At 71.9% G+C, this 25,750-nt stretch carries 23 protein-coding genes; 14 read left to right on the top strand and 9 right to left on the bottom strand.

Annotation, left to right across the window (positions count from 1 at the left end; translation table 11 throughout):
• Window positions 1–87 precede the first annotated feature (87 nt).
• The 6 genes from AB0G20_RS27115 to AB0G20_RS27090 form a co-directional block, all read right to left on the bottom strand.
• The gene (locus AB0G20_RS27115; protein WP_361306745.1) at window positions 88–891 is read right to left on the bottom strand and encodes an FAD:protein FMN transferase; all 804 of its coding nucleotides are present in this window, start codon (window positions 889–891) and stop codon (window positions 88–90) included.
• Window positions 884–1,966, bottom strand: coding sequence for an FMN-binding protein (locus AB0G20_RS27110; protein ID WP_361306744.1), 1,083 nt, complete (start codon window positions 1,964–1,966; stop codon window positions 884–886). The genes AB0G20_RS27115 and AB0G20_RS27110 overlap by 8 nt, the downstream gene beginning before the upstream one ends.
• Before the next feature lie 40 nt (window positions 1,967–2,006).
• Window positions 2,007–3,389 carry a ferredoxin reductase family protein gene (locus AB0G20_RS27105; protein ID WP_361306743.1) on the bottom strand — a complete coding sequence of 461 codons (1,383 nt, stop codon included), beginning with the start codon at window positions 3,387–3,389 and terminating at the stop codon, window positions 2,007–2,009.
• Between the two features lie 127 nt (window positions 3,390–3,516).
• Window positions 3,517–4,215 carry a L,D-transpeptidase family protein gene (locus tag AB0G20_RS27100; protein WP_361306742.1) on the bottom strand — a complete coding sequence of 233 codons (699 nt, stop codon included), beginning with the start codon at window positions 4,213–4,215 and terminating at the stop codon, window positions 3,517–3,519.
• A 3-nt stretch (window positions 4,216–4,218) separates the two neighbouring features.
• Window positions 4,219–4,806 carry a pyridoxamine 5'-phosphate oxidase family protein gene (locus AB0G20_RS27095; RefSeq protein ID WP_361306741.1) on the bottom strand — a complete coding sequence of 196 codons (588 nt, stop codon included), beginning with the start codon at window positions 4,804–4,806 and terminating at the stop codon, window positions 4,219–4,221.
• Between the two features lie 140 nt (window positions 4,807–4,946).
• Window positions 4,947–5,834: a hypothetical protein gene (locus AB0G20_RS27090; protein WP_361306740.1), complete on the bottom strand. Its 888-nt coding sequence runs from the start codon at window positions 5,832–5,834 to the stop codon at window positions 4,947–4,949.
• Window positions 5,835–6,055: 221 nt separating this feature from the next.
• Here AB0G20_RS27090 and argH point away from each other — a divergent pair, with 221 nt between their 5' ends.
• From argH to AB0G20_RS27070, 4 genes are all read left to right on the top strand, one after another.
• The gene (gene argH, locus AB0G20_RS27085; RefSeq protein ID WP_361306739.1) at window positions 6,056–7,492 is read left to right on the top strand and encodes an argininosuccinate lyase; all 1,437 of its coding nucleotides are present in this window, start codon (window positions 6,056–6,058) and stop codon (window positions 7,490–7,492) included.
• A 144-nt stretch (window positions 7,493–7,636) separates the two neighbouring features.
• Window positions 7,637–8,608, top strand: coding sequence for an aldo/keto reductase (locus tag AB0G20_RS27080; RefSeq protein WP_361306738.1), 972 nt, complete (start codon window positions 7,637–7,639; stop codon window positions 8,606–8,608).
• Between the two features lie 89 nt (window positions 8,609–8,697).
• Window positions 8,698–9,264, top strand: coding sequence for a helix-turn-helix domain-containing protein (locus tag AB0G20_RS27075; RefSeq protein ID WP_361306737.1), 567 nt, complete (start codon window positions 8,698–8,700; stop codon window positions 9,262–9,264).
• A complete protein-coding gene (locus AB0G20_RS27070) occupies window positions 9,261–10,796 on the top strand; it encodes an MFS transporter (RefSeq protein ID WP_361306736.1) in 1,536 nt (511 codons plus the stop codon). Before AB0G20_RS27075 ends, AB0G20_RS27070 begins: the two co-directional genes overlap by 4 nt.
• Window positions 10,797–11,091: 295 nt before the next feature.
• On the opposite strand, the gene AB0G20_RS27065 is transcribed toward AB0G20_RS27070, so the two are convergent.
• Entirely contained in the window at window positions 11,092–11,766 is a 675-nt protein-coding gene (locus AB0G20_RS27065; protein ID WP_361306735.1) for a lysophospholipid acyltransferase family protein, read from the bottom strand.
• 385 nt (window positions 11,767–12,151) lie between these two features.
• Here AB0G20_RS27065 and AB0G20_RS27060 point away from each other — a divergent pair, with 385 nt between their 5' ends.
• From AB0G20_RS27060 to AB0G20_RS27050, 3 genes are all read left to right on the top strand, one after another.
• Complete coding sequence (locus AB0G20_RS27060) at window positions 12,152–13,312, top strand: glycerophosphodiester phosphodiesterase (protein ID WP_361306734.1); 1,161 nt, start codon at window positions 12,152–12,154, stop codon at window positions 13,310–13,312.
• A gap of 90 nt (window positions 13,313–13,402) precedes the next feature.
• Complete coding sequence (locus AB0G20_RS27055) at window positions 13,403–13,897, top strand: sigma-70 family RNA polymerase sigma factor (RefSeq protein ID WP_361306733.1); 495 nt, start codon at window positions 13,403–13,405, stop codon at window positions 13,895–13,897.
• A gap of 57 nt (window positions 13,898–13,954) precedes the next feature.
• Entirely contained in the window at window positions 13,955–14,452 is a 498-nt protein-coding gene (locus AB0G20_RS27050; protein WP_361306876.1) for a GNAT family N-acetyltransferase, read from the top strand.
• Between the two features lie 71 nt (window positions 14,453–14,523).
• Here the strand turns inward: AB0G20_RS27050 and AB0G20_RS27045 are convergent, their stop codons facing one another.
• Together AB0G20_RS27045 and AB0G20_RS27040 are read right to left on the bottom strand one after the other, a co-directional pair.
• Entirely contained in the window at window positions 14,524–14,952 is a 429-nt protein-coding gene (locus AB0G20_RS27045; protein ID WP_361306732.1) for a hypothetical protein, read from the bottom strand.
• Window positions 14,933–15,292 (bottom strand): hypothetical protein, encoded by a 360-nt coding sequence (locus tag AB0G20_RS27040; RefSeq protein ID WP_361306731.1) that lies wholly within the window; start codon window positions 15,290–15,292, stop codon window positions 14,933–14,935. Before AB0G20_RS27040 ends, AB0G20_RS27045 begins: the two co-directional genes overlap by 20 nt.
• Window positions 15,293–15,361: 69 nt before the next feature.
• On the opposite strand from AB0G20_RS27040, the gene AB0G20_RS27035 reads away from it, so the two are divergent.
• The 7 genes from AB0G20_RS27035 (at window position 15,362) to cobT (ending at window position 25,709) form a co-directional block, all read left to right on the top strand.
• Window positions 15,362–16,012, top strand: a complete 651-nt coding sequence (locus AB0G20_RS27035; RefSeq protein ID WP_361306730.1) for an HAD-IA family hydrolase — start codon at window positions 15,362–15,364, stop codon at window positions 16,010–16,012.
• A gap of 376 nt (window positions 16,013–16,388) precedes the next feature.
• The gene (locus tag AB0G20_RS27030; protein WP_361306729.1) at window positions 16,389–17,423 is read left to right on the top strand and encodes an ATP-binding cassette domain-containing protein; all 1,035 of its coding nucleotides are present in this window, start codon (window positions 16,389–16,391) and stop codon (window positions 17,421–17,423) included.
• Window positions 17,420–18,127, top strand: a complete 708-nt coding sequence (locus tag AB0G20_RS27025; RefSeq protein WP_184597294.1) for a methionine ABC transporter permease — start codon at window positions 17,420–17,422, stop codon at window positions 18,125–18,127. The genes AB0G20_RS27030 and AB0G20_RS27025 overlap by 4 nt, the downstream gene beginning before the upstream one ends.
• A 118-nt stretch (window positions 18,128–18,245) precedes the next feature.
• Window positions 18,246–19,064, top strand: coding sequence for a MetQ/NlpA family ABC transporter substrate-binding protein (locus AB0G20_RS27020; RefSeq protein WP_361306728.1), 819 nt, complete (start codon window positions 18,246–18,248; stop codon window positions 19,062–19,064).
• Between the two features lie 142 nt (window positions 19,065–19,206).
• Window positions 19,207–19,839: a GNAT family N-acetyltransferase gene (locus AB0G20_RS27015; RefSeq protein WP_361306727.1), complete on the top strand. Its 633-nt coding sequence runs from the start codon at window positions 19,207–19,209 to the stop codon at window positions 19,837–19,839.
• A 145-nt stretch (window positions 19,840–19,984) separates the two neighbouring features.
• The gene (gene cbiE / locus AB0G20_RS27010; RefSeq protein WP_361306726.1) at window positions 19,985–21,205 is read left to right on the top strand and encodes a precorrin-6y C5,15-methyltransferase (decarboxylating) subunit CbiE; all 1,221 of its coding nucleotides are present in this window, start codon (window positions 19,985–19,987) and stop codon (window positions 21,203–21,205) included.
• A gap of 367 nt (window positions 21,206–21,572) precedes the next feature.
• Window positions 21,573–25,709, top strand: coding sequence for a nicotinate-nucleotide--dimethylbenzimidazole phosphoribosyltransferase (gene cobT, locus AB0G20_RS27005; protein ID WP_361306725.1), 4,137 nt, complete (start codon window positions 21,573–21,575; stop codon window positions 25,707–25,709).
• Window positions 25,710–25,750 lie beyond the last annotated feature (41 nt).

The following is a 25,750-nucleotide window of genomic DNA, read 5'->3' as shown; positions in this document are numbered from 1 at the left end:
GGCATGCGTGCCGCCGGGGGCGGCACGGGTGGGCGCGGCGGCACCCGTCGGCGCGGGATGAGCGATCGCCCCGCCCCCCGCCTCAACTCACCCCAGCCTCGCAGCCAAGCCCCCGGTGCACCGCACCTCGTCCCCGGCCGTGATCAACAGCGCCTCCACATCCGGCAGCGACTCCAGCCACGCCAGCCCTTCCCGCGAGCCCATCGCGAACGCCGCCGTCGCCCAGCAGTCCACCCACGTCAGCCGGGGGCCCACCACCGTCACGGCGACCAGGTCGGTCACCGCGGAACGCCCCGTACGGGGATCGACGATGTGGTCTCCCCGCTCCGCCGTACCGGACGTGGCCACGGACAGTTCCGCCGTCCCGGCCGCGGAGACGACCGCCGCGAGACCTCCCGGCCGCAACGGATCCGACACTCCCACCCGCCACGGCCGCTGCGGCCCCGGCGACCCCAGCAGCTGCACGTCCCCGCCGCCGTTGAGGCTCACTCCGATCACCCCGGGCACGTCCGCCAGCCGCCGCGCCGCCCGCTCGACCGCCCAGCCCTTGACGATGCCGGTCGGATCGAGGCGGCCCTGATACGACGTGCTGAACCAGCCGTCGCTCAGCCGCTCGGCCTCGGCGGCCAGTTCCAGCACCTCGGCGACCTCGGGATCGCACTCCGCGACGGTCACCTCCCCGCGCTGCAGCCGTGAGATCTGGCTGTCCTCGCGGTACGTGCTGAACACCTCGTCGACCCGGTGCAGCCCGGCGACGGCCTCGTCCAGGGCCGCGCGCACGGCGGCCGGTTCCCCGCCGCGGACGTCGAAGGAGAAGACGGTCCCCATCGTCTCCTCGGCATGACGCACCGCGGCGGGAGCCTGTGCGGGGTCGGCCACCGTGTCAGCCACCGGCCTGGTCCAGCGCCGACTGGAGGGACTGCTTGTATCCGGCGCTCGTGTACGTCGCCCCGGACACCGCGTCGATCTGCGCGTTTCCGGCCGCGACGGCCGCCTGGTTGAGGCGGGGAACGGAGGAGGAGGTGATCTGGTCGCTGCGGCCGCCCTTGGGGGCCTGCACCGCCTCGGCCTTGGTGATCTTCCCGCCGGCGACGGTCACCCGCACCTGGACCGGCCCGTACTGCGTCTGCGCCACGCTGCCGGTGAGGGTCTGCGTCGCCGCCTGACCACCTCCCGAGCCCGCCGCCTGGCCACCGCCCCCCGAACCCGCGGCCTGCGAGGAGCCGCCCCCGGCCGGAGCCTTGTCCAGTGCCGACTGGAGCGACTTCTTGTAGCCGGCGCTCGTGTACGTGGCGCCCGACACCGCGTCGATGTCCGCGTTTCCGGCCGCGACGGCCGCCTGGTTGAGGCGGGGGACGGAGGAGGAGGTGATCTGGTCGCTGCGGCCGCCCTTGGGAGCCTGGACGGCCTCGGCCTTGGTGATCTTGCCGCCCGCGACCGTCACCCGCACCTGCACCGGGCCGTACTGCGTCTGCGCGACATCGCCGGTCAGCGTCTGCGCGCCGCCCGAGCCCTGCTGTGCCCCGGCCGACGCCTTCGCCTTGTCCAGGGCCGACTGCAGGGACTTCTTGTAGCCGGCGCTGGTGTAGGTGGCGCCCGAGACCGCGTCGATCTCCGCGCTCTGCGCCGCCACCGCCGCCTGGTTCAGACGCGGCACCGAGCTGGCGGTGATCTGGTCGCTGCGGCCGCCCTTGGGCGCCTGGACCGCCTCGGCCTGGGTGATCTTGCCGTTGCTCATCGTCAGACGGACCTGCACCGCGCCGTACTGCGTCTGCGCCGCGTCACCGGTGACCGCGCCGTTCACGCCGCCCTGCGGGGCCTGCCCGGCCGCCGCGGGGGGCGCCTGGCCCGCCGCCTGGGCCGAACCCGGGTCGGAGGCCGGCTTCAGGGACAGCAGCAGCACGATCCCGGAGACGGTGGCTGCGCCGGCGAGCACGGCACGCCGGACGGGATGACTCTTCCTCATCGTTTCTCAAGCTCCTGAAGGGCCGTTGGTGTCCCGTCGCTCACATCTCGAACGACTCGTGATGGATACGGCGGGCGGGTACTCCCGCTCCGCGCAGTGCCTCGTAGACCGACTGCGCGAAGCCGGGCGGCCCGCACATGAAGACGTCGTGGTTGTCGATGTCCGGGATCTTCCGCTGGAGGGACTCCGCCGAGATGTCGGGGCGTTCCCCCTCCGGGCTGTTGACCGCGTACATCAGCCGGGCGCCGCGCTCGTCGGCGATCTTGGCGAGTTCGCCCCACAGCGCCAGGTCCTGCGTGGTGTTGGCCCGGTAGAGCAGGGTGATGTCACCGGACGCGCCCGGCAGCGTCTCGAACAGCGCCCGCATCGGGGTGATGCCCACACCGCCCGCCACCAGCAGCACCTTGCCGCGGCTGCGGCGCTGTGCGGTCATCGCGCCGTACGGGCCCTCGGCCCACACCTTGGTGCCGGGTTCGAGATCACGCAGCCGGGAGGTGTGGTCGCCGATCGCCTTGACGGTGATCCGCAGCATGTCCGGGCGGGGCGCCGCCGACAGGGAGTAGGGGTGCGAGCTGAAGCGCATGCCCGGCGCCAGGAACCGCCACCGGAAGAAGTGCCCGGCCTCCGCGCCCATCCGGTGCAGCTTGCGCCCGCTGATCAGCACGGACACGATCCCCGGGGTCTCCTCGATGACCGCCTCGACCCGCATGCGGTGCCTCAGGTTCAGCCGGATCGGGGTGAGGATCCGGTACCAGAGCACCAGCGCGGTCACCACGCCGTACAGCCCGTACCAGAAGGTCTTCGCGGTCGGCTCGACGGCGAACTCGTTGCCGGTCGTGATCTGGTGCCAGAACGTCATGTACACCGACGCGTACGTGAGCAGGTGCACGTGGTACCAGGTGTCGTACCCGATCAGGCGGCGGACTCCGCCGATCGAGAGGATCCCGATGAGGAACAGCAGACCGGTGCCGATGGCGGCCTTGCCCATGTCCGGCAACTGGTTGATGGAGTCGGTCGTCTGCTGGACGATGTCGCCGAGCGTCTTGCCCGCCTGCAGGGCGTAGCCCCACATGGTGAGGAAGACGTGGGCGAGGACCAGACAGAGCGTGTAGCGGCCGGTCATGGCGTGCCAGCGCGCGACCCGGTCGGTGCCCACCCGGCGTTCCAGCGCGGGCACCCTGGCCATCTGGAGCACCACGAGCGCCATGAGGTAGCCGGCGAGCAGGCCGGTGATCCGGCCCGCGGCCAGGATCTTGCTCGTGTTGTCCGCGAGGGACGGTGTGTTGTCCCACCACAGCCACAGCACGGCCGCCGCACCGGCCCACAGGGCGATCAGCAGCGGGACGGCCGGGGAGCGGCGCGGGCGGATGCGGCGCATCGTCTGGCGGCGGGCGGCACGGCCGCCTGCGAGCGTGGTGGTCACGGTTCCTCCGTGGGGACTTGACCCTTGGCCCACAGATACGTGCCGCGACACGGGAGTGTTCAGCCGCGTGCCGAGTCGTGTGCGGACAGGAGTGACCGTTGGTAACACTCACCAGGCCGGCGTCCCGTCACAGGCGAGTGAGCGCCGTGCTCCCGCTCTGCGTCCCCACGGCGATGTGCGGCCGCCGCGCGGGGTCGGCCCAGACGAGGATCCGCCGCATGGCCTCCTCGGAGACGGAGACACAACCGGCCGTCGCACCCCGCCCGTTGACATGGAGGAAGATGCCCGCGCCGCGCCCCCGCACGGGACGCTCGTAGTTGAAGCCGATGACGAGCGCGTGCGCGTACTGCGCGCGATACGTGATCAGGTGCTCGGACTCGGCGGCCCGGCAGTCGGCCGCACGCGGCTCGCTCCAGCGGTTGTAGGAGCGGGAGCCGTTGTCCTGGCACCACCAGGAGTCCTGGTGCACCCGGCGGTAGGTGTACGCCGTGCCGCGCGGCGCCGCCTTGATGCCGAAGGCGTACGGCAGGCCGTAGAGGCCGGTGGGCGTGGTGTTGGTGCCCTGCGTGCGACGGGCGCCCTCGACGAGTCCGTTCGCTCCGAAGCGGGCGGGCGCGGAACCCCTCTTCACCCAGCGTCCGTCCGTGCGGTCCCACCAGGTGACCGTGCCCGTCGTCGAGGCCCGCTTCGGGGCCACCGCGGTGATCAGCTGGGTGCCGCCGCCGGTGTCCGCCATCCGGGCCGGCAGCGGCGGCGAGGGGGTGGGCGGCCCGGCGCCGAGCGCGATCAGGGAGGAGACGGCGAGGGCGACGGCACCGGGGCGCATGCCTCAGACGGTAGAGGGCGGCAGCGGCAACGGCAGCCCGGGTAGTCCGTCCAGGCTGGTGGCGATGTGCTCCTTCTTGGTGAAGTAGGCACTGAGCGACGCGTCGTCCTCGCGGGCGAAACGCTTGCCGTGCAGATCGCGGTCCGACTCGTACGCCATGAAGGGCACTCCGTAGCCACAGGTGTCGCGCACGAGTTCGGCGGTGACGACGATGATCGCGCGCAGACCGTGCCGCGCCGGGTCGATGTCCGGGAAGTGCGCGAGCAGTTCCCCGAAACGGGGGTCGTCGCGGAAGACCGGTTCACCCCTGCCGTGCACGCGGACGATGTTCGGCGGGCCCTGGAAGGCGCACCACATCAGGGTGATCCGCCCGTTCTCCCGCAGATGGGCGATCGTCTCGGCGTTGGAACCGGCGAAGTCGAGGTAGGCCACCGTGAGCTCGTCGAGCACCGCGAAGGAGCCCGAGAGGCCTTTGGGGGAGAGGTTGACCGTGCCATCGGCGGCCAGGGGCGCGGTGGCGGTGAAGAAGACCGGCTGCGCCTCGATGAACGTGCGGAGCCGGCCGTCTATGCGCTCATAAGTCTTTCCCATGTCGAGCGATTATGGTCGCAGACCTTTCGACGGTCTAAGGAATTGCGGGATCCGGTCACCTCTGCCGGATCCCGCGAGCAGGCGTCGTCCGTGGCCGCCCCGGCCGGCGCTCCCACGGGGCGGCCACAGCGCCTGTCACCTCACTTGTTGAGCGTGCAGGCGGCCAGGGAGTCCAGGCCCTGCGGCTTGGCGGCGGTGCGGCCGATGGCGGTGGCGATGCGGTTGACGGTGGCGACGCGCTTGTCCTTGAGCGGGCCGAGGATGGCGTTCTGGACGAAGTTCGGGCCGCCCTGGCCCACGGTGTCGACCAGGCGCTTGTTGGCTTCCTGGATCTGCGTGTTGAGCAGGGTCAGGTTGCGGTCGACCTCGGCCTTGGCGGAGGCGGGGACCGCAGGGAGCTTCGACCTGACGTCCGGGCAGGTGATCGTGCCTGCGGCGGCCCCGCCGCCGTTGCCCGCATTCCCGGCATTGCCGGTGTTCCCCGTATTGCCGGCGTTCCCAGCGTTCCCAGCGTTCCCAGCGTTCCCGGTGTTTCCGCCCGCCTGCGGCTTGCCGGCCGCGCCGCCGCCCGCGTTGGTGCCCGCGCCGTTGAGTGCGCAGGCGGCCAGGGAGTCCAGGCCCTGCGGCTTGGCGGCGGTGCGGCCGATGGCGGTGGCGATGCGGTTGACGGTGGCGACGCGCTTGTCCTTGAGCGGGCCGAGGATGGCGTTCTGGACGAAGTTCGGGCCGCCCTGGCCCACGGTGTCGACCAGGCGCTTGTTGGCTTCCTGGATCTGCGTGTTGAGCAGGGTCAGGTTGCGGTCGACCTCGGCCTTGGCGGAGGCGGGGACCGCAGGGAGCTTCGACCTGACGTCCGGGCAGGTGATCGTGCCGGGGCTCGCGAGTGTCCGGGCGCTGGTCCCGTTGCTCTTGGAGCCCTCCCCGGCGAGGGCGAAGCCGGCGATCACCGTGCCGGACAGTGCCACCGCGGCGGCGCCGCCGATGAACGTGACGCGACGCTTGTTGTACTTCGGAAGAGCCCTGGACATGCGGATGCCTCACTAGGGGTCGGGGTGTCGTCGGTGTCGTAACGCGGCGCCTGCGTTCGGCGAGAGGTACGGGTAAGCGGTTTCCCGCGTTCAAAGGATCTTCAAATTCCTCTCTCCTGACCGGAAACCGCCCCACGGCCCCACTGAATTGACGAATCATGCAGAGTTCTGCATACTCATGCATGACGGAGGCGCATCCACACCCCTTGAGGAGCACGCAGGTGAGCAGCAACAGCGGTGACGTCCGGCTCTGGGGCGGTCGTTTCGCCGACGGTCCCGCCGAGGCCCTGGCGAAGCTGTCCGCGTCCGTCCACTTCGACTGGCGGCTCGCGCCGTACGACATCGCCGGTTCGCGTGCCCACGCGCGCGTGCTGCACAAGGCGGGCCTGCTCACGGACGACGAGCTGACCCGCATGATCGCCGGGCTGGACCAGCTGGAGGCGGACGTCGCCGACGGTTCCTTCGTGGGCACGATCGCCGACGAGGACGTCCACACCGCCCTGGAGCGCGGCCTCCTGGAGCGTCTCGGCCCCGACCTCGGCGGCAAGCTGCGCGCGGGCCGTTCCCGCAACGACCAGGTCGCGACCCTCTTCCGCATGTACCTGCGCGACCACGCCCGGATCGTCGGCGGCCTGATCGCCGAGCTCCAGGACGCGCTGATCGGCCTGGCCGAGGCCCACCCCGACGTGGCGATGCCCGGCCGTACGCACCTCCAGCACGCCCAGCCCGTCCTCTTCGCGCACCACGTCCTGGCCCACGTCCAGTCCCTCTCCCGGGACGCGGAGCGGCTGCGGCAGTGGGATGCGCGTACGGCGGTCTCGCCCTACGGCTCGGGCGCCCTGGCGGGTTCCTCCCTCGGGCTGGACCCGGAGGCGGTGGCGAAGGACCTCGGCTTCGAGCACGGCTCGGCCGGCAACTCCATCGACGGCACGGCCTCCCGCGACTTCGTCGCCGAGTTCGCGTTCATCACGGCGATGATCGGGGTCAACCTCTCCCGGATCGCCGAGGAGGTCATCCTCTGGAACACGAAGGAGTTCTCCTTCGTGACCCTGCACGACGCGTTCTCGACGGGCTCGTCGATCATGCCGCAGAAGAAGAACCCGGACATCGCGGAGCTGGCCCGCGGCAAGTCGGGCCGCCTGATCGGCAACCTGACGGGCCTGATGGCCACGCTCAAGGCCCTCCCGCTCGCGTACAACCGCGACCTCCAGGAGGACAAGGAGCCGGTCTTCGACTCCATCGACCAGTTGGAGGTCCTCCTCCCGGCCTTCACCGGCATGATGGCCACCCTCACCGTCCACCGCGAGCGCATGGAGGAACTGGCCCCGGCCGGCTTCTCCCTCGCCACGGACATCGCCGAGTGGCTGGTCAAGCAGGGCGTCCCGTTCCGCGTGGCCCACGAGGTCGCCGGCGAGTGCGTGAAGGTCGCAGAGGGCGAGGGCAAGGAGCTGGACGAGCTGACGGACGACCAGTTCGCCAAGATCTCCGCCCATCTGACCCCCGAGGTCCGCACGGTCCTCAACGTCCACGGCGCCCTGGCCTCCCGCAACGGCAGGGGCGGCACGGCCCCGAGCGCGGTCGCCGTCCAGCTGGCCGAGGTGAAGGCCGACGTGGCGGACCAGCACGAGTGGGCGGTGGCCAAGGGAAGCGCCCTTTAGGGGCGCGGGGAACTGCGCGACAAGCCACGACGCACCCGCACTCGCCGAAGCACCGCTCGAACCGAGCTCTGAGAGCGAGAGTCGAAGGTCATCGCGGGTACGTTGGTCGGAAGCCGTACCGGACCCGACCCAACGGAGCCCGCGATGCCCTTCGCTCGACTGGCAACCGCAACGACCCCCACCTGCCACATCGGACTGGGCCTCGCCGCCGTGGGGCGCCCCGGCTATATCAACCTCGGACGGGACCAAGATCTCGGAGAGGACCGCAGCGTCGAGACGCTGCGCACCCGCACCCATGAACTCCTCGACGCCGCCTACGCCCAGGGCGTCCGTTACTTCGACGTCGCCCGTTCCTACGGCCGCTCCGAGGAGTTCCTCGCCGACTGGCTCAAGGCGAGGCCGGCCTTCCGCGACATCGTCGTGGGCAGCAAGTGGGGTTACACCTACACCGCCGACTGGTCGACGGACGCCGAGAAGCACGAGGTCAAGGACCACACCCTCGCCACCTACGAACGGCAGCGCGCGGAGAGCGAGACGCTGCTCGGCGACCTGCTCGACCTCTACCAGATCCACTCGGTGACCCCGGACAGCCCGGCCCTCACCGACAAGGAACTGCACGCGAAGCTCGCGGAAGCCGCCGCGCAGGGCCTCACCGTCGGCTTCTCCACCAGCGGCCCCGCCCAGGCCGACGCGATCCGCGCCGCCCTCGCCGTGACGGTCGACGGCGAACCCCTCTTCCGTACCGTGCAGTCGACGTACAACGCGCTGGAGACCTCCGCCGCCCCCGCCCTCGCCGAGGCGCACGACGCCGGACTCACCGTGATCGTCAAGGAGGGCATGGCCAACGGCCGGCTCGCCGGGCCGCACGCCCCGGACCTGGTCAAGGAGATCGCCGAGCGGACCGGGCTGGGCTGCGACGCCGTCGCCCTGGCCGTGATCCTGCGTCAGCCCTGGGCCGGTGTCGTCCTGTCCGGAGCGGCCACCACCAACCAGCTCGCCTCCAACCTGCACGCGGCGGTCGTCGACCTCGACGACGACCAGCTGACCCGCCTCGCCACGCTGGTGGAGGAGCCGCACGCGTACTGGGAGCGGCGCGCGCAGCTGCCCTGGCACTGATCGCCCCGTCACGCACACCAGCACGCCAGCCGTGAGTCACACATGCCCCGGGTGAGACATTCATGTCTCATATGGCCTATGCTTGTCTCATGGCTGTCGATCCTGAGCATGTGCTGCGCGCCGCCGCGGCCCTGCTGACCCGCAAATCCACCGCGACCATGGACGAGGTCGCGAAGGCCGCCGGCATCAGCCGGGCCACGCTGCACCGCCACTTCGCCGGACGGGACGCCCTCGTCCGCGCGCTGGAGTCGCTGGGCATCGCGGAGTGCGAGGCCGCGCTGGACGCCGCCCGGCTCGACGAGGGCGCGGCGAGTGAGGCCGTACGCCGGCTGGTCGGAGCCATCGAGCCCGCCGCCGGGCTGCTCGCGTTCCTCTACTCCGAGAACCAGCTGTTCGAGGGTGAGGAGCTGAACGCGGGCTGGACCCTGATAGACGACCGGATCTCCGCCCTGTTCCGGCGCGGCCAGCTCAGCGGCGAGTTCCGCATCGACCTCACGCCCGCCTGGCTCACCGAGGCGCTGTACGGCCTGCTGGCCTCCGGCGCCTGGATAGTGCAGAGCGGCAAGGGCGCCCCCAAGGACTTCCAGCACATGATCGTCGAGCTGCTGCTCGGCGGCGCGCTGCGGCGAGACGAACCACAGAGAGAGGAATCATGACCAGCACCCTGCAGGCGGCGAAGACGACCGAGGCGGTGCAGCGCCCGGGCCGCTGGCTCGCGCTCGGCGTGCTCGTGCTCGCCGTTCTGCTGGTGGCCGTCGACGCGACCGTCCTCGGTCTCGCGACCCCCTACATCAGCGAGGACCTGAAGCCCTCCGGCACCCAGTTGCTCTGGATCGGCGACGTCTACTCCTTCGTCATCGCCGGTCTGCTCGTCTCCATGGGCAGCCTCGGCGACCGGATCGGCCGCAAGCGGATCCTGCTGGTCGGTGCCACGGCGTTCGGCGCGATATCCGTCTTCAACGCCTACGCCACCACCCCCGAGATGATGATCGTCGCGCGGGCGCTGCTCGGCGTCGCCGGTGCGACCCTGATGCCCGCCACGCTCGCCCTGATCCGCAACCTCTTCCACGACCCGCGCGAGCGCAGCCTCGCCGTCGGCATCTGGGGCGCCACCGCCTCCGCCGGTACGGCGCTCGGCCCGATCGTCGGCGGGTTCCTGCTGGAGCACTTCTGGTGGGGCTCGGTCTTTCTGATCAACCTGCCCGTGATGGTCGTGCTGGTCCTCGTCGGGATCAAGCTGCTGCCCGAGTCGCGCACCGCGAACCCCGGCCCGTGGGACCTGGCCAGCGTCGTGCTGTCGCTGGTCGGCATGATCGGCGTCGTGTACGCGATCAAGGAGGCCGCCACCCACGGCTTCGCGTGGAGCACCCTGGCCGCCGGCCTGCTGGGCGCGGCCGCCCTGTACGGGTTCGTCCGCCGTCAGCTCAGGCTGCCGACGCCGCTGCTGGACATGCGGCTGTTCCGCAACCGCGGCTTCAGCGGGGCGGTGCTGGCCGACCTGCTGACCATCCTCGGCCTGTCCGGGCTGGTGTTCTTCCTGTCCCAGTATCTGCAACTCGTCCAGGGCAGGCGCCCGTTCGAGGCCGGGCTGGCCGAACTGCCCGCGGCGATCGGCGCGGTGGTGGCCGGACTGATCGCGGGGCGTGCGGCCCGGCGCCTGTCGGTGCGGACCGTCGTCTCCGGAGGCCTCGCGGCCATAGGCCTGGCTCTGGCGGCGCTCACGGTGCTCGACCAGTCCACCGGCTACCCGCTGCTCGGGACCGCGCTGCTGGTGGTCGGCGTCGGCGCCGGCTTCTCGTTCACCGTGACCGCCGACGTGATCCTCTCCAGCGTGCCCAAGGAGCAGGCGGGCTCCGCGTCCGCGGTGTCCGAAACGGCGTACGAACTCGGTGCCGCACTCGGCATCGCCGCGCTCGGCTCGATCGTGACCGGCGTCTACCGCGACTTCACCGGTCCCGCGGGCACACCGGCCGCGGCCCACGAGTCACTGGGCGGCGCCGTCGAGGCGGCAGCGGGCATGCCCGCCGACAGCGCCGCCGCGATGCTGGACGCGGCCCGCACGTCCTTCGTCGACGGACTGGCACTCGCCGCGGGCGTGGGAGCGGTGGTCCTGCTGGCGGCGGCGGTGGCGGCGTGGTTCCTGCTCCGGGGCCAGAAGCTGGAAGGCGGCGGCACGAAACACCCGTGAGGTCCACGCCCTCAGGGGCGCGGGGTCTACGCGGCGCACGCTCTTGGGGTCGTGCTCTCAGGGGCGCGGGGGCTACGCGGCGAACGCCCTTGGGGTCGTGCCCTTGCCCTCAGGGGCGCGGGAGCTACGCGACGGACGCCCCTGGGGTCGTGTGCCCTCAGGGGCGCGGGGCCCATGCAGCGAACGCCCCTGGGGTCGTGCCCTCAGGGGCGCGGGGAACTGCGCGACCGGCCCCCACTCACCCGCAGCCGCCCACGGTCCGCGGCAACCCGAGCCCGCCGGCGCCCCGGAAAACCTACGCCGCTTCCTTCGCCTTGCTCGCGTACATGTCCACGTACTCCTGCCCGGACAGCCGCATGACCTCGGTCATCACCGAGTCGGTCACGGCCCGCAGCACATACCGGTCCCGGTCCATCCCCTCGTACCGGGAGAACTCCATCGCCTCACCGAACCGCACGGTGACCTTGCCGGGACGCGGCAGCCCCGCCCCGCCCGGCTGGAGCTTGTCCGTTCCGATCATGGCGAAGGGCACCACGGGCGCACCCGTCATCAGGGTCAGCCGGGCGATCCCCGTCCGCCCCCGGTACAGCCGCCCGTCAGGCGACCGCGTCCCCTCCGGGTAGATGCCGAACATGCGGCCTTCCTCCAGCACCCGCCGCCCGGTCATCAGCGCGGCGACACCGCCCCGGCCACCGTCACGATCCACCGGGATCATGCCGACGCCGGTGAAGAACCAGGCCATCAGCCGGCCCTTGAGGCCCTTCCCGGTCACGTACTCGTCCTTGCCGATGAAGACGACCTGACGGTCGCAGACCAGCGGCAGGACCATCGAGTCGATGAACGTCAGGTGGTTGCCGGCCAGGATGACCGGGCCATCGCCGGGAATGTGCTCCGCGCCCTCCACCTGTGGGCGGAACATCAGGCGCATGATCGGGCCGAGCACTGCCTTGATGAGCGCGAAGCGGGACAACGGGCCCTCCGGTGTCAAGGGGTTCTGTATGAGTCTGTGCAGGTGAGGACGATACTCGTGGCCCAGGGCATCGCGCACATCGGGCACGGCGACTTCACCGAGGCCTTACGCAGTGTTGACGCGTGTTTACCTGCGGTGGCGTGCCGCCGGGGGTGCGTAACGCGGCCGACACGATGTGACACACATCGCCCCGGGCCCACCGCACGCGTTCCCAGAACGGCCGGGCCGAATCGAGCCGGACGCGACGGACCGTCAACTCATCCTCCCCACCAGCCACTACGACATCCGACGTCACCCGCGTGTTCGGCCCGGGGTCTCCCACCAGTCATGTACGCGCCCCTACGATCGGCCCGCACTGACGAGCCGAACGGCAGGGAGGGCGCTCATGGGAACGCAGGAGTCGAACGAAGAAACGAGCGGTACCGGACGGCGGGCGCTGCTCGGTGCGGCGGTGCTCGGCGCCGGCGGAGCGGTCCTCGGCATGGCCGGCACGGCGCGTGCCGACGGCACCCGGCACGGTGGCGGACCGGGGAGCCTGCCCAAGCCGACGATCATCGGCCACCGCGGCGCAAGCGGCTACCGCCCGGAGCACACCTTCGGTTCGTACCAGCTGGCCCTGGACATGGGCGCCGACATCGTCGAGGCCGGCGACCTGGTACCCACGAAGGACGGGCACCTGGTGTGCCGTCACGAGCCGGAGATCGGCGGCACCACGGACGTCGCCGACCACCCCGAGTTCGCCGACCGCAAGAAGACCAAGCTGCTCGACGGCGTCTCCACCACCGGCTGGTTCACCGAGGACTTCACGCTCGCCGAGCTGAAGACGCTGCGCGCGGTCGAGCGCATCCCGGCCAACCGCCCGCACAACACGCTCTACAACGGGCGCTGGGAGATCCCCACCTTCGAAGAGGTCCTGCGCTGGCAGGACGAGCAGACCCGCAAGCGCGGCAAGCAGGTGTGGATCTACCCCGAGCTCAAGCACCCCACGTACTTCCGCCGGCAGGGCCTGCCGCTGGAGGAGCGCGTCGCCAAGCTGCTGCGCAAGTACCGCAAGGACCGGCGCACCTCCCCGGTCATCCTCCAGTCCTTCGAGCCGACCAGCATCCAGCGCCTGCACAAGATCGTCGACAACCCGCTGGTCGTCCTGCTGTCCTCGGCGGGCTCCCGCCCCTGGGACTTCGTCGAGTCCGGCGACCCGCGCACGGTCGCCGACCTGGTCAAGCCGGCCGGACTGCGGGAGATCGCCTCCTACGCGCAGGGCATCGGCCCGACCCTGGACCTGGTCATCCCGCGCGACGCCCAGGGCAACCTCACCAAGCCGACGACACTCGTCTCCGACGCGCACCGGGTGGGCCTGATCCTGCACCCGTACACCATGCGCAACGAAAACCCCTTCCTGCCCGCGAACTTCCGCAAGGGCACGGACGCGGACGCCTACGGTGACGTCTTCGGCGCGTACAAGACGTACTTCGCGACCGGCATCGACGGCGTCTTCACCGACCAGCCCGACACGGGTCTGCTGGCCCGTGAGGCCTTCAAGGGCTGAACCCGTCAACATGTGAGCCCACACCCCCCGGTCGAGTGAGCTTCGGCCGTCCGGGCAACCCGCCGCCCGGGCGGCCGCGTCGCTCCGCATATGACGCACGACCTGGTCACCGCCCTGCGCCCGTTGCTCACCGCCGAGGCCTCCGCGGAGGCATATTCCACCGGAACCGAGCCGGGCGACCTGGAGCAGGCGGTCTGGCTCCGCCTGCTGGAGCGCCTCGACGCCGAGGATCCGCCGCTCGACCCCGAGCAGTGGCTGCGCCGCGCCGTCCGCTCGGAGGCGCGCCGCACCCGCCGTACGAGCCGTCTCGAACGGCCGTACGCCGGTGAACCGGTCGACGACGGGGACCGCGACCCCGAGCAGTTCGCCCTCGCCGCGGCCCGCGGCCGGGCCCTGCGCGAGGCCGTGCGCCGGCTCCCGGGCCGCTGCCCCCGGCTGATGGAGGCCCTGCTCTCGCCGCAGGACCTGACATACCGGGAAATCGCAGGGGAGTTGGGTATGTCACAGGGGAGTCTTGGCCCGGAACGTTCCAGATGCCTGGGATGTCTCCGGAGATTGCTCACGCCGGAGGTTGCGGCCCGCTGAGGACGGGGATAGGAGTGGGGGACGACAGGTGATCAGATGAGCGGGAGGCGTGCGCACATGGGCATGAGCGTGACCATCTCTGCGGCGACCGAGCAGGACGCGGAGCAGATCTTCAGACTGCAGTACCTGTGCTTCCAGTCGGAGGCGGCGCTGTACGGGAACTACCGCATCGACCCGCTCGTCCAAACCCTCGACTCGGTCCGCGAGGAGGTCACCCGCGACTGTGTCTTCGTGGCCCGGCTCGGCGAGGAGGTCGTCGGCTCGGTCCGCGGCTCGGTCACCGAGGACGGCGCGGCCGCGATCGGCAAGCTCTGCGTCCACCCCCGCCTCCAGGGCCACGGCATCGGCGCCCGCCTCCTCCGGGCGGCCGAATCGGCCCTTGCCGACCGGCACGGCGCCACCCGCTTCCGCCTCCACACCGGCCACCGCAGCGAGGGCAACCTCCGCCTCTACCGCAAGGTCGGCTACGAGACGGTGGGCACGTCCCAGGGCGCGGACGGCGTACTGATGATCGTCCTGGAGAAGCCTGCGAGCACTTACGCGGCGACAGCGTGATGATCGGCCTTCTTCAGGGGCGCGGGGAACTGCGCGACGAGCCACACAGGCCCGCGGCCGCCTGACGAACCTCAGGCGGCACCCTCCCGAGGCGCGCCCTTCCGCAACCAGTAAATGGCGGACAGCGGCAAGAGCACGGGAATGAAGAGGTACCCAATCCCGAAGTCCGACCACACGGTCGCGTCCGGGAAGGCGGACGGCTCGACCAGGGTCCAGGTGCCCACCGTCAACACCCCCACCAACTCGGCGACACAGCACGCCAGGGCGACCTTCCGAGCCGTCTCCCCACCCCGCACCAACGTGTACGTGATGAACCCGTACACGACACCGGCCACCGCCGACAGCGAATAGGCGAGCGGCGCCCGGTCGAACTCCGTCGCGATCTGATACGCGGACCGCGACACCGCCCCCACGACCATCACGCCGTACAGCCACACCAGCAGCGTGCCCGGACCGCTGATCAGCCGGCGCCGGCTCACCTCAGCCTCCCCAGATGTCATAGAGGCGCACCTCCAGCACCGCCAGCACGACTCCGCCGGCGGCGACCGTCACCGAACCCCAGCGGGTCCGCTCGGCCAGCGACATGAACCCGGCCGCCGGGACGCACGCGAACGCCCCCAGCAGATACGCCACGAAGATCGTCGTGCCCTGCTCCGGCTTCTCGCCCTGCGCCAGCAGCACGATCCCCACGACCAGTTGCACCAGCGACAGCAGCGTGACCACGGCCATCCCGATGAAGTGCCAGTCCTTCGTCGGCTGGTCACGGTAGGCCGCCCAGCCGCACCAGGCGGCGAGCAGCAGCGCGGCGACGCCGGTCACCAGCGTCAGGGCATCAAGCATGCTGCGACCTTATTACGGCCGAAAAGGCCCGATGCTTCCGGCCCTGGCCTGCACCGTAGGGTCGAGGGCATGACGATCCACGCCCAGGCCCTGCTCTTCGACAACGACGGAACCCTCGTCTCCTCCCTCGCCTCGGTGGACCGCTGCTGGACGCGGTGGGCCGCGGAGTACGGGATCACGGCCGAGGAGTTCGCACGGGTCGAACTGCACGGACGGCCGGCCGCCGAGATAGCCGCCGACCTGCTGCCCGCCGAGCTCGTGCCGCAGGCCGTCGCGCGGATCGAGGACCTGGAGGTGGACGACGTACCGAACGACGGAGTGCATCTGCTGCCGGGCACCCGGGCCTTCCTCGACGTGCTGCCCGCCGAGCGCTGGGCCGTGGTCACCTCCGCCACCCGGCGGCTGGCCGAGGCCCGGCTCGACGCCGTCGGCATCCTGCCCAAGACGCTCGTCGCCGCCGACGACATCACGCGCGGCAAGCCCGACCCCGAGCCCTACCTGCTCGCCGCCCGCGTGCTCGGCGTCGACCCCGCACACTGCGTCGTCTTCGAGGACGCCCCCGCGGGCCTCGCGGCCGGACGCGCCGCCGGCATGACCACCGTGGCGTTGACCACAACCCACCAGGCCCACGAACTGCACGCCGATCTGGTCGTCGAGAACCTCTCGGCACTGTCCGCCCTGGTCACCGACCGGGGCGTGGAGATCTCCCCGCGCGGCTGAAAGGCCGCGGTTTCCGTCCACCGCTGTCCAGCATCCGGACAGCGGGGGGTCGGTCAGGACCGTACGCATGTTTTACTGACGGCATGACCACGACGAGCGACCGCATCCCCGCGACCGAGGCGACCATGACGCCCGGTGCTCGTTGTATGTGTCGAATGTGCGCCTTCTAGAGGGCCCCTGCACCACCCCCTGAGCTCGCGCCCCGAAGCGAGACCCGGCCTGTCCGCGCGCCCTGAGCGCCGCGTGACGCGAAGCCGCCCCGCGCACATGTTCTCCCCGGTTCCACTCTCCAGCGAGAACCGTGTCGCGTCCCTGACCGAATGCACCTGTGCCCGGGCACACCCACGCCCGGGCACTCGACAGTGACGGAATCCCAGTGATCACCACCTCGGGCCTGACCAAGGTCTACCGTTCACGCGGCCGCGAGGTCACCGCCCTGGACGGCGTCGACCTGCACGTCCGCGAAGGCGAGGTGTACGGCGTCATCGGCCAGTCCGGCGCCGGCAAGTCCTCGCTCATCCGCTGCGTCAACCTGCTGGAACGCCCCACCTCCGGCACCGTGACCGTCGCCGGGCAGGACCTCACCGCCCTGGCCGGCCGCGGCCCGCGCGCCGGCAGGGAACTGCGGCAGGCGCGCAGCCGTATCGGCATGGTCTTCCAGCACTTCAACCTGCTGTCCTCCCGGACCGTCCAGGACAACGTCGAGCTGCCGCTGGAGATCCTCGGGAAGTCCGGGCAGGAACGCTCCCGCAAGGCGCTGGAACTGCTCGACCTGGTCGGCCTCGCCGACAAGGCGAAGGCCTACCCCGCGCAGCTCTCCGGCGGCCAGAAGCAGCGCGTCGGCATCGCCCGCGCCCTCGCCGGCGACCCGAAGGTGCTGCTGTCCGACGAGGCCACCAGCGCCCTCGACCCGGAGACCACCCGGTCGATCCTGGCGCTGCTGCGCGACCTGAACCGGCAGCTCGGCCTGACCGTCCTGCTCATCACCCACGAGATGGACGTCGTGAAGTCGGTCTGCGACTCGGCCGCGCTCATGGAGGCCGGGCGCATCGTCGAGTCGGGCACCGTCAGCGAACTGCTCGCCACCCCCGGCTCGGAACTGGCGGCCGCGCTGTTCCCGCTCGACGGCGAGGCCTCCGGCGAGGACCGCACCGTCGTCGACGTCACCTTCCAGGGCGAGAGCGCCACCCAGCCCGTCATCTCGCAGCTCGCCCGCACCTACAACATCGACATATCGATCCTCGGTGCGGCCATCGACACCGTCGGCGGCCTCCAGGTCGGCCGGATGCGCATCGAACTGCCCGGCCGCTACGAGGACAACGTCGTGCCGATCGGCTTCCTGCGGGAGAAGGGCCTCCAGATCGACGTCCCGGGCCGCGAGTCCGAACTGGTGAAGGAAGGTGCCAAGTGACCTGGTCCGAAATGCAGCCCCTGCTGGAGCAGGCGTGTTGGGACACCCTCTACATGGTCGGCTGGTCCACGCTCATCGCCGTCGTCGGCGGACTGCCGCTCGGCATCCTGCTGGTGCTCACCGACCGCGGCGGTCTCCTGCAGAACCTCGCCGCCAACAAGGTCATCGGGCAGATCGTGAACATCGCCCGCTCCCTGCCGTTCATCATCCTGATGGTCGCGCTGATGGGCTTCACCCGCTCGATCACCGGGACGACCATCGGCGTCGAGGCCGCCATCGTGCCGCTCGCCGTGGGCGCCATCCCGTTCTTCGCGCGCCTGGTCGAGACGGCCGTCCGCGAAGTGGACCACGGGCTCGTCGAGGCCGTGCAGTCCATGGGCGGCAACACCTGGACCATCGTCCGCAAGGTCCTCGTCCCCGAGTCGCTGCCGTCGCTGATCTCCAGCACCACCACCACGATCGTCGCCCTCATCGGCTACTCCGCCATGGCGGGCACCGTCGGCGCGGGAGGCCTCGGCGACATCGCCATCCGCTACGGCTACCAGCGCTTCGAGACCCAGCTGATGTGGATCACCGTCGCGATCCTCGCCGTCGTCATCTCGGTCATCCAGTTCGCCGGCGACTACGCGGCCCGCTCCCTGCACCGCCGCGGCGCCCACTCGGGACCCGCCCCCAAACTGCGGCTCCTCAAAGCCGCCTCCTGAACCCCCCGTACGCCCACCCGTCGCCCGACCACCACCCCTCAACGACGGCGCTTCGCGCCGCCACCCCCTGATTCCAGGGGTCGCACCACCCGCAAGGTCATAAGGAAAGGCACTTTTCGTGCGTAACACCGCCAAGATCACCACCGCCGTACTCGCCGCCGGAGCCCTCACCCTCGGGCTCAGCGCCTGCGGCGCGGACAGCTCCGACACCGACGGACCCCTGATCGTCGCCGCCAGCCCCGTCCCGCACGCCGAGATCCTCACCTACGTCAAGGACAACCTGGCGAAGAAGGAAGGCCTCGACCTGCAGGTCAAGGAGTTCACCGACTACGTCACGCCGAACACGGCGACGCAGGACGGCTCCGTGGGCGCCAACTACTTCCAGAACAAGCCGTACCTCGACGACTTCAACAAGAAGAACGGCACCGACATCGTGCCCGTCGTCACGGTCCACCTGGAGCCGCTCGGCCTCTACTCCCACAAGGTCAAGAAGGCCGACGACCTGAAGAGCGGTGCGACCGTCGCCATCCCCAACGACACGGTCAACGAGGCCCGCGCCCTCAAGCTCCTCGCCGCCGACGGGCTCATCACCCTCAAGGCGGGCGTCGGCAACGAGGCGACCCCCTCCGACATCACCAAGAACCCCAAGAACCTCAAGTTCAAGGAGCTGGAGGCGGCCCAGACGCCGCGCTCCCTCGACGACGTGGACGCCGCCGTGGTCAACGGCAACTACGCCATCGAGTCCGACCTCAAGCCCTCCAAGGACGCGCTTGTCCTGGAGTCCCCGAAGAACAACCCCTACGGCAACTTCCTCGCCGTGAAGAAGGGCAACGAGGACGACCCGCGCGTCAAGAAGCTCGCGAAGCTCCTCACCTCGCCCGAGGTCAAGAAGTTCATCCAGGACAAGTACGCCGGCTCCGTGCTCGCCTCCTTCTGAGCGCCCGCGCGGCACCCCCGTACCCGGGGTCCTCCCCCCCCCACCCGGTGGGGAGGGCCCCGTGTGCGGATCAGTGCTTTCATGCTGCATGCTGGGCAGTTCAGCATGCCCTGAAGGTTCACCGACGGTTACGGAGCGGCGCATGACGAGCACCTTCCCCAACATCTCCATCAGCACGGAGCGGTTGGTGCTGCGTCCCCTCGACGAAGACGACGTCGCCGCCCTGACCGCGATGATGAACGACGAGCAGGTCGCGGCCCTGACCTCATTCCCCCAGCCCTTCACGCAGGACGCCGCCCGCACCTGGATCACCGAGTACGCCCCCGCCGAGCGCACCGAGGGACGCGGACTCGACTTCGCGGTCACCGAGTTCCTCACCCAGCGCCTGGTCGGCGTCATCCAGCTCGGCAAGACCAACTGGCACGTCCGCTCCACCGAACTGTCGTACATCATCGCCCCCTGGGCCCGCGGCGAGGGCTACGCCTCCGAGGCCGCCCTGGTCACCGCGCAGTGGCTCTTCACGGACCAGAAGTTCGAGCGCATCGAGCTGCGCACGGCGGCCGACAACACCGCCTCCCAGCAAGTCGCCCAGAAGATCGGCTGTATCAGCGAGGGCGTGCTGCGCAACGCCTGTATAGCCCGGGTCCGTGCCGAGGACGGCACATGGACCGAGGTACGCACCGACTTCATCGTCTGGAGCCTGCTCCCCGAGGACCTGGAAGGCGTGGGCGACCAGCTTCGCGACGGCTTCACGTCCTTCGGCGACTGGAACTGACCGGAACCACCCGGAGGACGACGGCGACGACCACACCGGCGCTCCCTCCGACACCTCCACCGGGTACCCTCACGGAGCCCGCCCCCGGGCTGCTTCCCACCACGCCACGCAGACGACCTGCGAAAACCCCTGGAGACTGACGACGATGGCCGACCGGGTCACGGTGATCGGCTGGGACGGTTCGCCGCTGACCGCCGCGGCGAGAGCCGCCCTGGGCGCCGCCACGCTCGTGGCGGGTGCCGCCCACCACCTGGCGCTCCCCGAGGTACCCGCCGGCGCCGAGCGCATCCGCCTCGGCAGTGTCGCCCTCGCCGCCCGCCGCATCGCCGCCCACCGTGGCACGGCCGTCGTGCTCGCCGACGGCGACCCCGGCTTCTTCGGTGTCGTCCGCACCCTGCGCGCCCCCGAGTTCGGTCTCGAGGTGGAGGTGGTCCCCGCCGTCTCCTCCGTCGCCGCCGCCTTCGCCCGTGCCGGCATGCCATGGGACGACGCACAGGTGGTCGTCGCACACCCCCGCACCCTGCGCCGCGCGGTGAACGTATGCCGCGCCCACACCAAGGTGGCGGTCCTCACCTCACCCGGCGCCGGCCCGGCCGAACTCGGCCTGCTCCTCGAAGGAGTCCACCGCTCCTTCGTCGTCTGCGAGGAACTCGGCACCGCGCGCGAACGCGTCTCCGTCGTCACCTCCGACAAGGCCGCCGACCACACCTGGCGCGACCCCAACGTCGTCATCGTCCTCGGCGGCCCGGCCCGGCCCGGCACCGCGGGGGAGGCCGGCGGCTGGATCTCCGGCCGCGACCCGTCCGCCGGACCGCGCGGCTGGACCCTGCCCGCCGACGCCTACGGCGCGGACCTCGGCGAGGGCGAGACCCAGCTGCTGCGCGCCTCCCAACTCGCCCACCTCGGGCCCCGCGTCGGCGACCTGGTGTGGGACATCGGCTGCGGCAGCGGCGCCTTCGCCATCGAGGCGGCTCGCGCCGGCGCCGCAGTCCTCGCCGTCGACAGCGACCGGGCCGCCTGCGCCCGCACCGACGCGGCGGCCCGCCGTCTCGGCGTGCAGCTCCAGATCGTGCACGGCACCGCCCCGCACATCCTGGAGAACCTCCCCGAACCGGACGTCGTCCGCGTCGGTGGCGGGGGAGCGGCCGTCGTCTCGGCGGTCGCCGACCGCCGCCCGCAGCGCATCGTCACGCACGCCGCCACCCGCGACGCCGCCGAACTCATCGGCCGCGACCTGACCGAGCACGGCTACGGCGTCGAGTGCGCCCTGCTGCAGTCCGTCGAACTCGACACCCGGGCCTGGACGGAGAAGGAACGGAGCGTCGCGTTCCTGCTCAGCGGCGTGCTCCCGCGGCGCGGTGCCTGACCCCGCCGACGTCCCCGTGATCGGGTTGTCGTACCGCGCGCGGTAGGCTGGCCGATCGCTGCACCGCACAAGGACGCCCGGCGCTTCGTCGGTCAATGTCCGGAAAACCCGCCCGTTTTGGGGGGTGTGTGGTACGGCAGAACCGGAGGACGCGCAACGTGGCGCAGTCCACAGCGGAACCGTCGCGGATCAAGCTGCCGTGAGGGTGGTGCGGCCGCAACAATGCCAGTGAATGGCTTTGTCGCCTTTTTGGGGCGGACCGTTCGTGCCGCTGGGGACGCACGCTCGTTCTTCACTGCGGGGCGGTCGGTGCGCCGTTCCGGGCGAGCTGGTCGTAGGAGCACTAACCGATGGGCGAGGGGTACGCATGACCGACACCGGCCAGGTCCCGGGCGAGGGACTGCCGGAGAGCGCAGGCATGGTGGAGCAGCCGGGCGCCCCCGCGCCCGGTGCGTACACCTACCTCTCCGAGAACACCGCCGAGGACGAAGACCTGCTGCTGTTGCCGGGCGCCCAGGGCGCCTGGGGCAACGAGGTCCCTCCGCCCGCGCCCGAGCCGGTCCTCGAGACCGTGCACCAGCCGGGCCCGCACGAGATCTCCGGCCGCGACAGCGGCTCGGTCGACCTCGGCGGCGTCCGTCTGCCCGACCCGCCGCCGATCCCGCCCATCACCCCGCGCCGGCCTCTGCACCTCGGCCCGCCGCTGCCCAACAGCTCCGCCAGCCCGGTCCGCTCCCTCGCCGACCGCGGCCCCGCGGACGCCCCCGTACGTCAGCCGGCCCCGTCCTCGGCGGGCCCCGAGTACCTCGACGGCCCCCGCGCCCCCGAGATGCCGGCGCAGGCCGCCGCGCCCTGGGGCGCACCGGCCGCGCCCCCGGCGCAGGTGAGCGCCGGGGCGGCGCCTGCGGAAACGGTTGTTCCGGCAACGGAACCGTCGGGCCCGGCCCAGGCGGCCGCGACCAGCGTGGCGACGGAGACGAACCACACGGCACCGCCGGCACCGGCCGAGGCCGGGCAGGCCGTCCACGCCGAGCAGCCCGTGGGCGAGCCGGTTGCCACCGCCGAGGCCGGGCAGGGTGCCCCCGAGGCCGCCGCGGCTCCTGCGGGTGACCCCGTGAGGCCGGGCGCGGGCCCGGCAGAAGGACACGTGGCTGCGGCCGATGGACACGCGGCTGCGGCCGAGGCCGGTCAGATCCCCGCGGGTGACCCCGCTGGTGCGGGCGTCGGCCCGGACGGAACCCAAGTGGCCGCCGCAGAGCAGGCCTTGCCCGCGCAGGGGGCAGACCCCGCGGACCCGGGCGTGGACGCGGCAGCGGGCCGGGTGGCCGCCGCCCAGGCCGGCCTGGCCGCTGCCAGTGCCCCCGCCGGTGCGGTCGAGGCCCAGGTGGCCGAGGCCGGGCACGCGGTTCCCGAGCAGGGCGCGGCCGTTGCGGGCGACCCCGCCGGAGCCGGCGTCGGCCCGGACGCGGGCCAGGTGGCTGCCGCCGCGGCCGTAGCCGCTCCGGAAGCGGTTGCGCCGTCGGCTTCCGAGCCGGGGCCGGTCGTGGACGGCCCTGCGCAGGGCGGTGAGCCTGCCGGTCATTCCCCTGAGACTTCCTGGCCGGACGCCTCCGCGGAACAGGGCCCGGCGGTCGCTGCCGAGCAGGCCGTGGCGCCGGCCCCGGCCCCGGAGGCCGGTCAGGTCCCCGCAGCGGCCCCGCTCCCCGAGGCTGCCGCTGCCCCGGAGCACGCCGTCGTGACTCCGCCCGAGCCCGCCGTTGAAGAGGCTCCCGCCCAGGCAGCGGACGAGGCGGCCCCGGACGCTGCCGCGCCCGAGGTGGCAGCCCCGGAGGCCGTGGCGCAGGTGCCGGCGGCGGGCGTTGCTCCCGAGGCCGCCGCGCCGGGTCCGGACGCGACCGTCTCCGAGGCCGTCGCGCCGGAGCCGGACGTCACCGCCGAAGAGGCTGTGCCCCAGCCTCCGGCGGCAACTGACGCCGCACCAGTCGTGCAGGAGCCCGAGGCGACGGCTCCACAGCCCGGCACCCCTGGCCCTGAAGCGCCCGGCGAGGCCACCGCTGCCCCGGCCACCGAGCCGATCGGCCAGGAAGCGACCGTTCCGGCCGCCGAGACCGTCGACGCCCCTGCGTCCGCCCCGGCCGCCGAGACCGTCGCTGTTCCGGCCCCGGCCGCCGAGGCCCTCCCCACGCCGGCCCCGGAATCGGTGGCCCAGGCCGACGCGCCCGACCCCGTCGACCCGGCCACGCCCGCCTCGCCGGAGACGGCCCCGGAGGCGCCCGCCCCGACTCAGCCCACCCCGGCAACGGCACCCACCCCGGCAACGGCACCCACCGCGGCGTCGGCGCCCACCGAGGCCCCCGCCCCCGCCCCCGTTGAGACACCCGAGGCACCCGTGCCCGACCCCGCCGCCGACGCAGCAGTCGCGGCTGAGACCCCCGAGGCGGTCACAGCGCCCCCCGCTGCCGAAGCCGTCGAGCCCGCCCCGGCCCCCACCGAGGACGTCACCGTCGTACTCCCCGCCCCGGCCGTGGACGAGCAGGCCGGGCAGCCCGAGCAGCCCCTGCAGGGTCCGCAGCAGTCCCAGCCGTCGGCGCCCGAGACCCTGGAACCCCCCGCACCCGCGGCCACGGTCCCGGCTCCCCGTGACGGCGAGGCCGAACTCGTACAGAACGCCGACGACCTGGACACCCGGGCCGCCGAACAGGAAGACCTGGCCGACCAGGAACGTCGAGAAGAGAGCGCGGCCGCAGTGGCAGAAGCCCGACAGTCCACCGGTCCCGCCGCCCCCGGCTACGACCCCGCCGAGCGCGAGGCCGTCCTGAAGGTCATGCGTGAACGCCGCGACATCCGCAACGGCTTCCGCAGCGACCCGATCCCGCACGAGGTGCTGCTCCGCGTCCTGGAGGCCGCCCACCACGCGCCCTCCGTCGGCCACTCGCAGCCGTGGGACTTCGTCGTCATCCGCTCCGCCGACACCCGGCGCGCGATGCACGAACTGGCCATGCGCCAGCGCGACGCCTACGCGAAGTCCCTGCCCAAGGGCCGGGCGAAGCAGTTCAAGGAACTGAAGATCGAGGCCATCCTCGACACGCCGGTGAACATCGTGGTCACCGCCGACCCGACCCGCGGCGGCCGTCACACCCTCGGCCGCCACACCCAGCCCCAGATGGCCCCGTACTCGGCCGCCCTGGCCGTGGAGAACCTCTGGCTGGCCGCCCGCGCCGAAGGCCTCGGCGTCGGCTGGGTCAGCTTCTTCGACGAGCGCGAGATGGTCCGCGCCCTCGGCCTGCCCGAGCACCTGGAGATCATCGCCTACCTGTGCGTCGGCTACGTCGACGAGTTCCCGGACGAGCCCGAGCTGTTGCAGGCCGGCTGGTCCAAGCGCCGCCCGCTGTCCTGGGTCGTGCACGAAGAGACATACGGCCGCCGTGCCCTGCCCGGAGAGGAACCCCACGACCTGCTCGCCGAGACCGTCGCGCAGATCCGCCCGCTGGACGCCAAGGCGCTCGGCGAGGCGTGGGAGCGCCAGAAGCGTATGACCAAGCCGGCCGGTGCGCTGGGCATGCTGGAGATCATCTCCGCGCAGCTGTCCGGCCTGTCCCGCCAGTGCCCGCCGCCCATCCCGGAGCCCGCTGCCGTCGCGATCTTCGCCGGCGACCACGGAGTGCACGCCCAGGGCGTCACCCCCTGGCCGCAGGAGGTCACGGCCCAGATGGTGGCCAACTTCCTCGGCGGCGGTGCCGTCTGCAACGCCTTCGCCACCCAGGTCGGTGCCGAGGTCTGCATCGTGGACGTGGGTGTCGCCGCCGACCTCCCGGCCACCCCGGGCCTGCTGCCCCGCAAGATCCGTCCTGGTACGTCCGACATGACGACCGGCCCGGCTATGACCCGCGAGGAGGCCAGGCAGGCCGTCGAGGTCGGCATCGAGACCGCCCGCGACCTGGTCGCCGCCGGCAACAAGGCCCTGCTGACCGGTGAGATGGGCATCGCGAACACCACCGCGTCCGCCGCCCTGATCTCCGTCTTCACGGGCGCGGACCCGGCCGAGGTCACGGGCCGGGGCACCGGCATCAACGACGAGACCCTCGCCCGCAAGACCGAGGTCGTCCGCCGCGCCCTGGAACTCCACCAGCCGGACCCGGCCGACCCGATCGGTGTGCTCGCCGCGATCGGCGGCTTCGAGCACGCGGCCATCGTCGGCCTGCTCCTCGGCGGCGCCTCCCTGCGTACGCCGGTGATCCTGGACGGCGTCAGCGCCGGGGCCGCCGCCCTGGTCGCCCGCGCGATCGCCCCGGAGGTGCTGGCGGCGTGCATCGCGGGCCACCGCAGCGCCGAACCGGGCCACGTCGCCGCCCTCAACAAGCTGGGCCTGCGCCCTCTGGTCGACCTCGACCTCCGCCTCGGCGAGGGCACCGGCGCCCTCCTCGCCCTCCCGCTGGTCCAGAGCACGGCCCGGGCGATGCACGAGGTGGCGACGTTCGATTCGGCAGGAGTGACGGAGAAGTAGGACTCCCGTCGTCCTCGCAGGTCCGTGGGCGGGCGTTCCGC

It is taken from the genome of Streptomyces sp. NPDC024017, assembly GCF_040638895.1.
Classification (GTDB): domain Bacteria; phylum Actinomycetota; class Actinomycetes; order Streptomycetales; family Streptomycetaceae; genus Streptomyces.
This window is presented reverse-complemented; position numbering and strand designations above follow the sequence as displayed.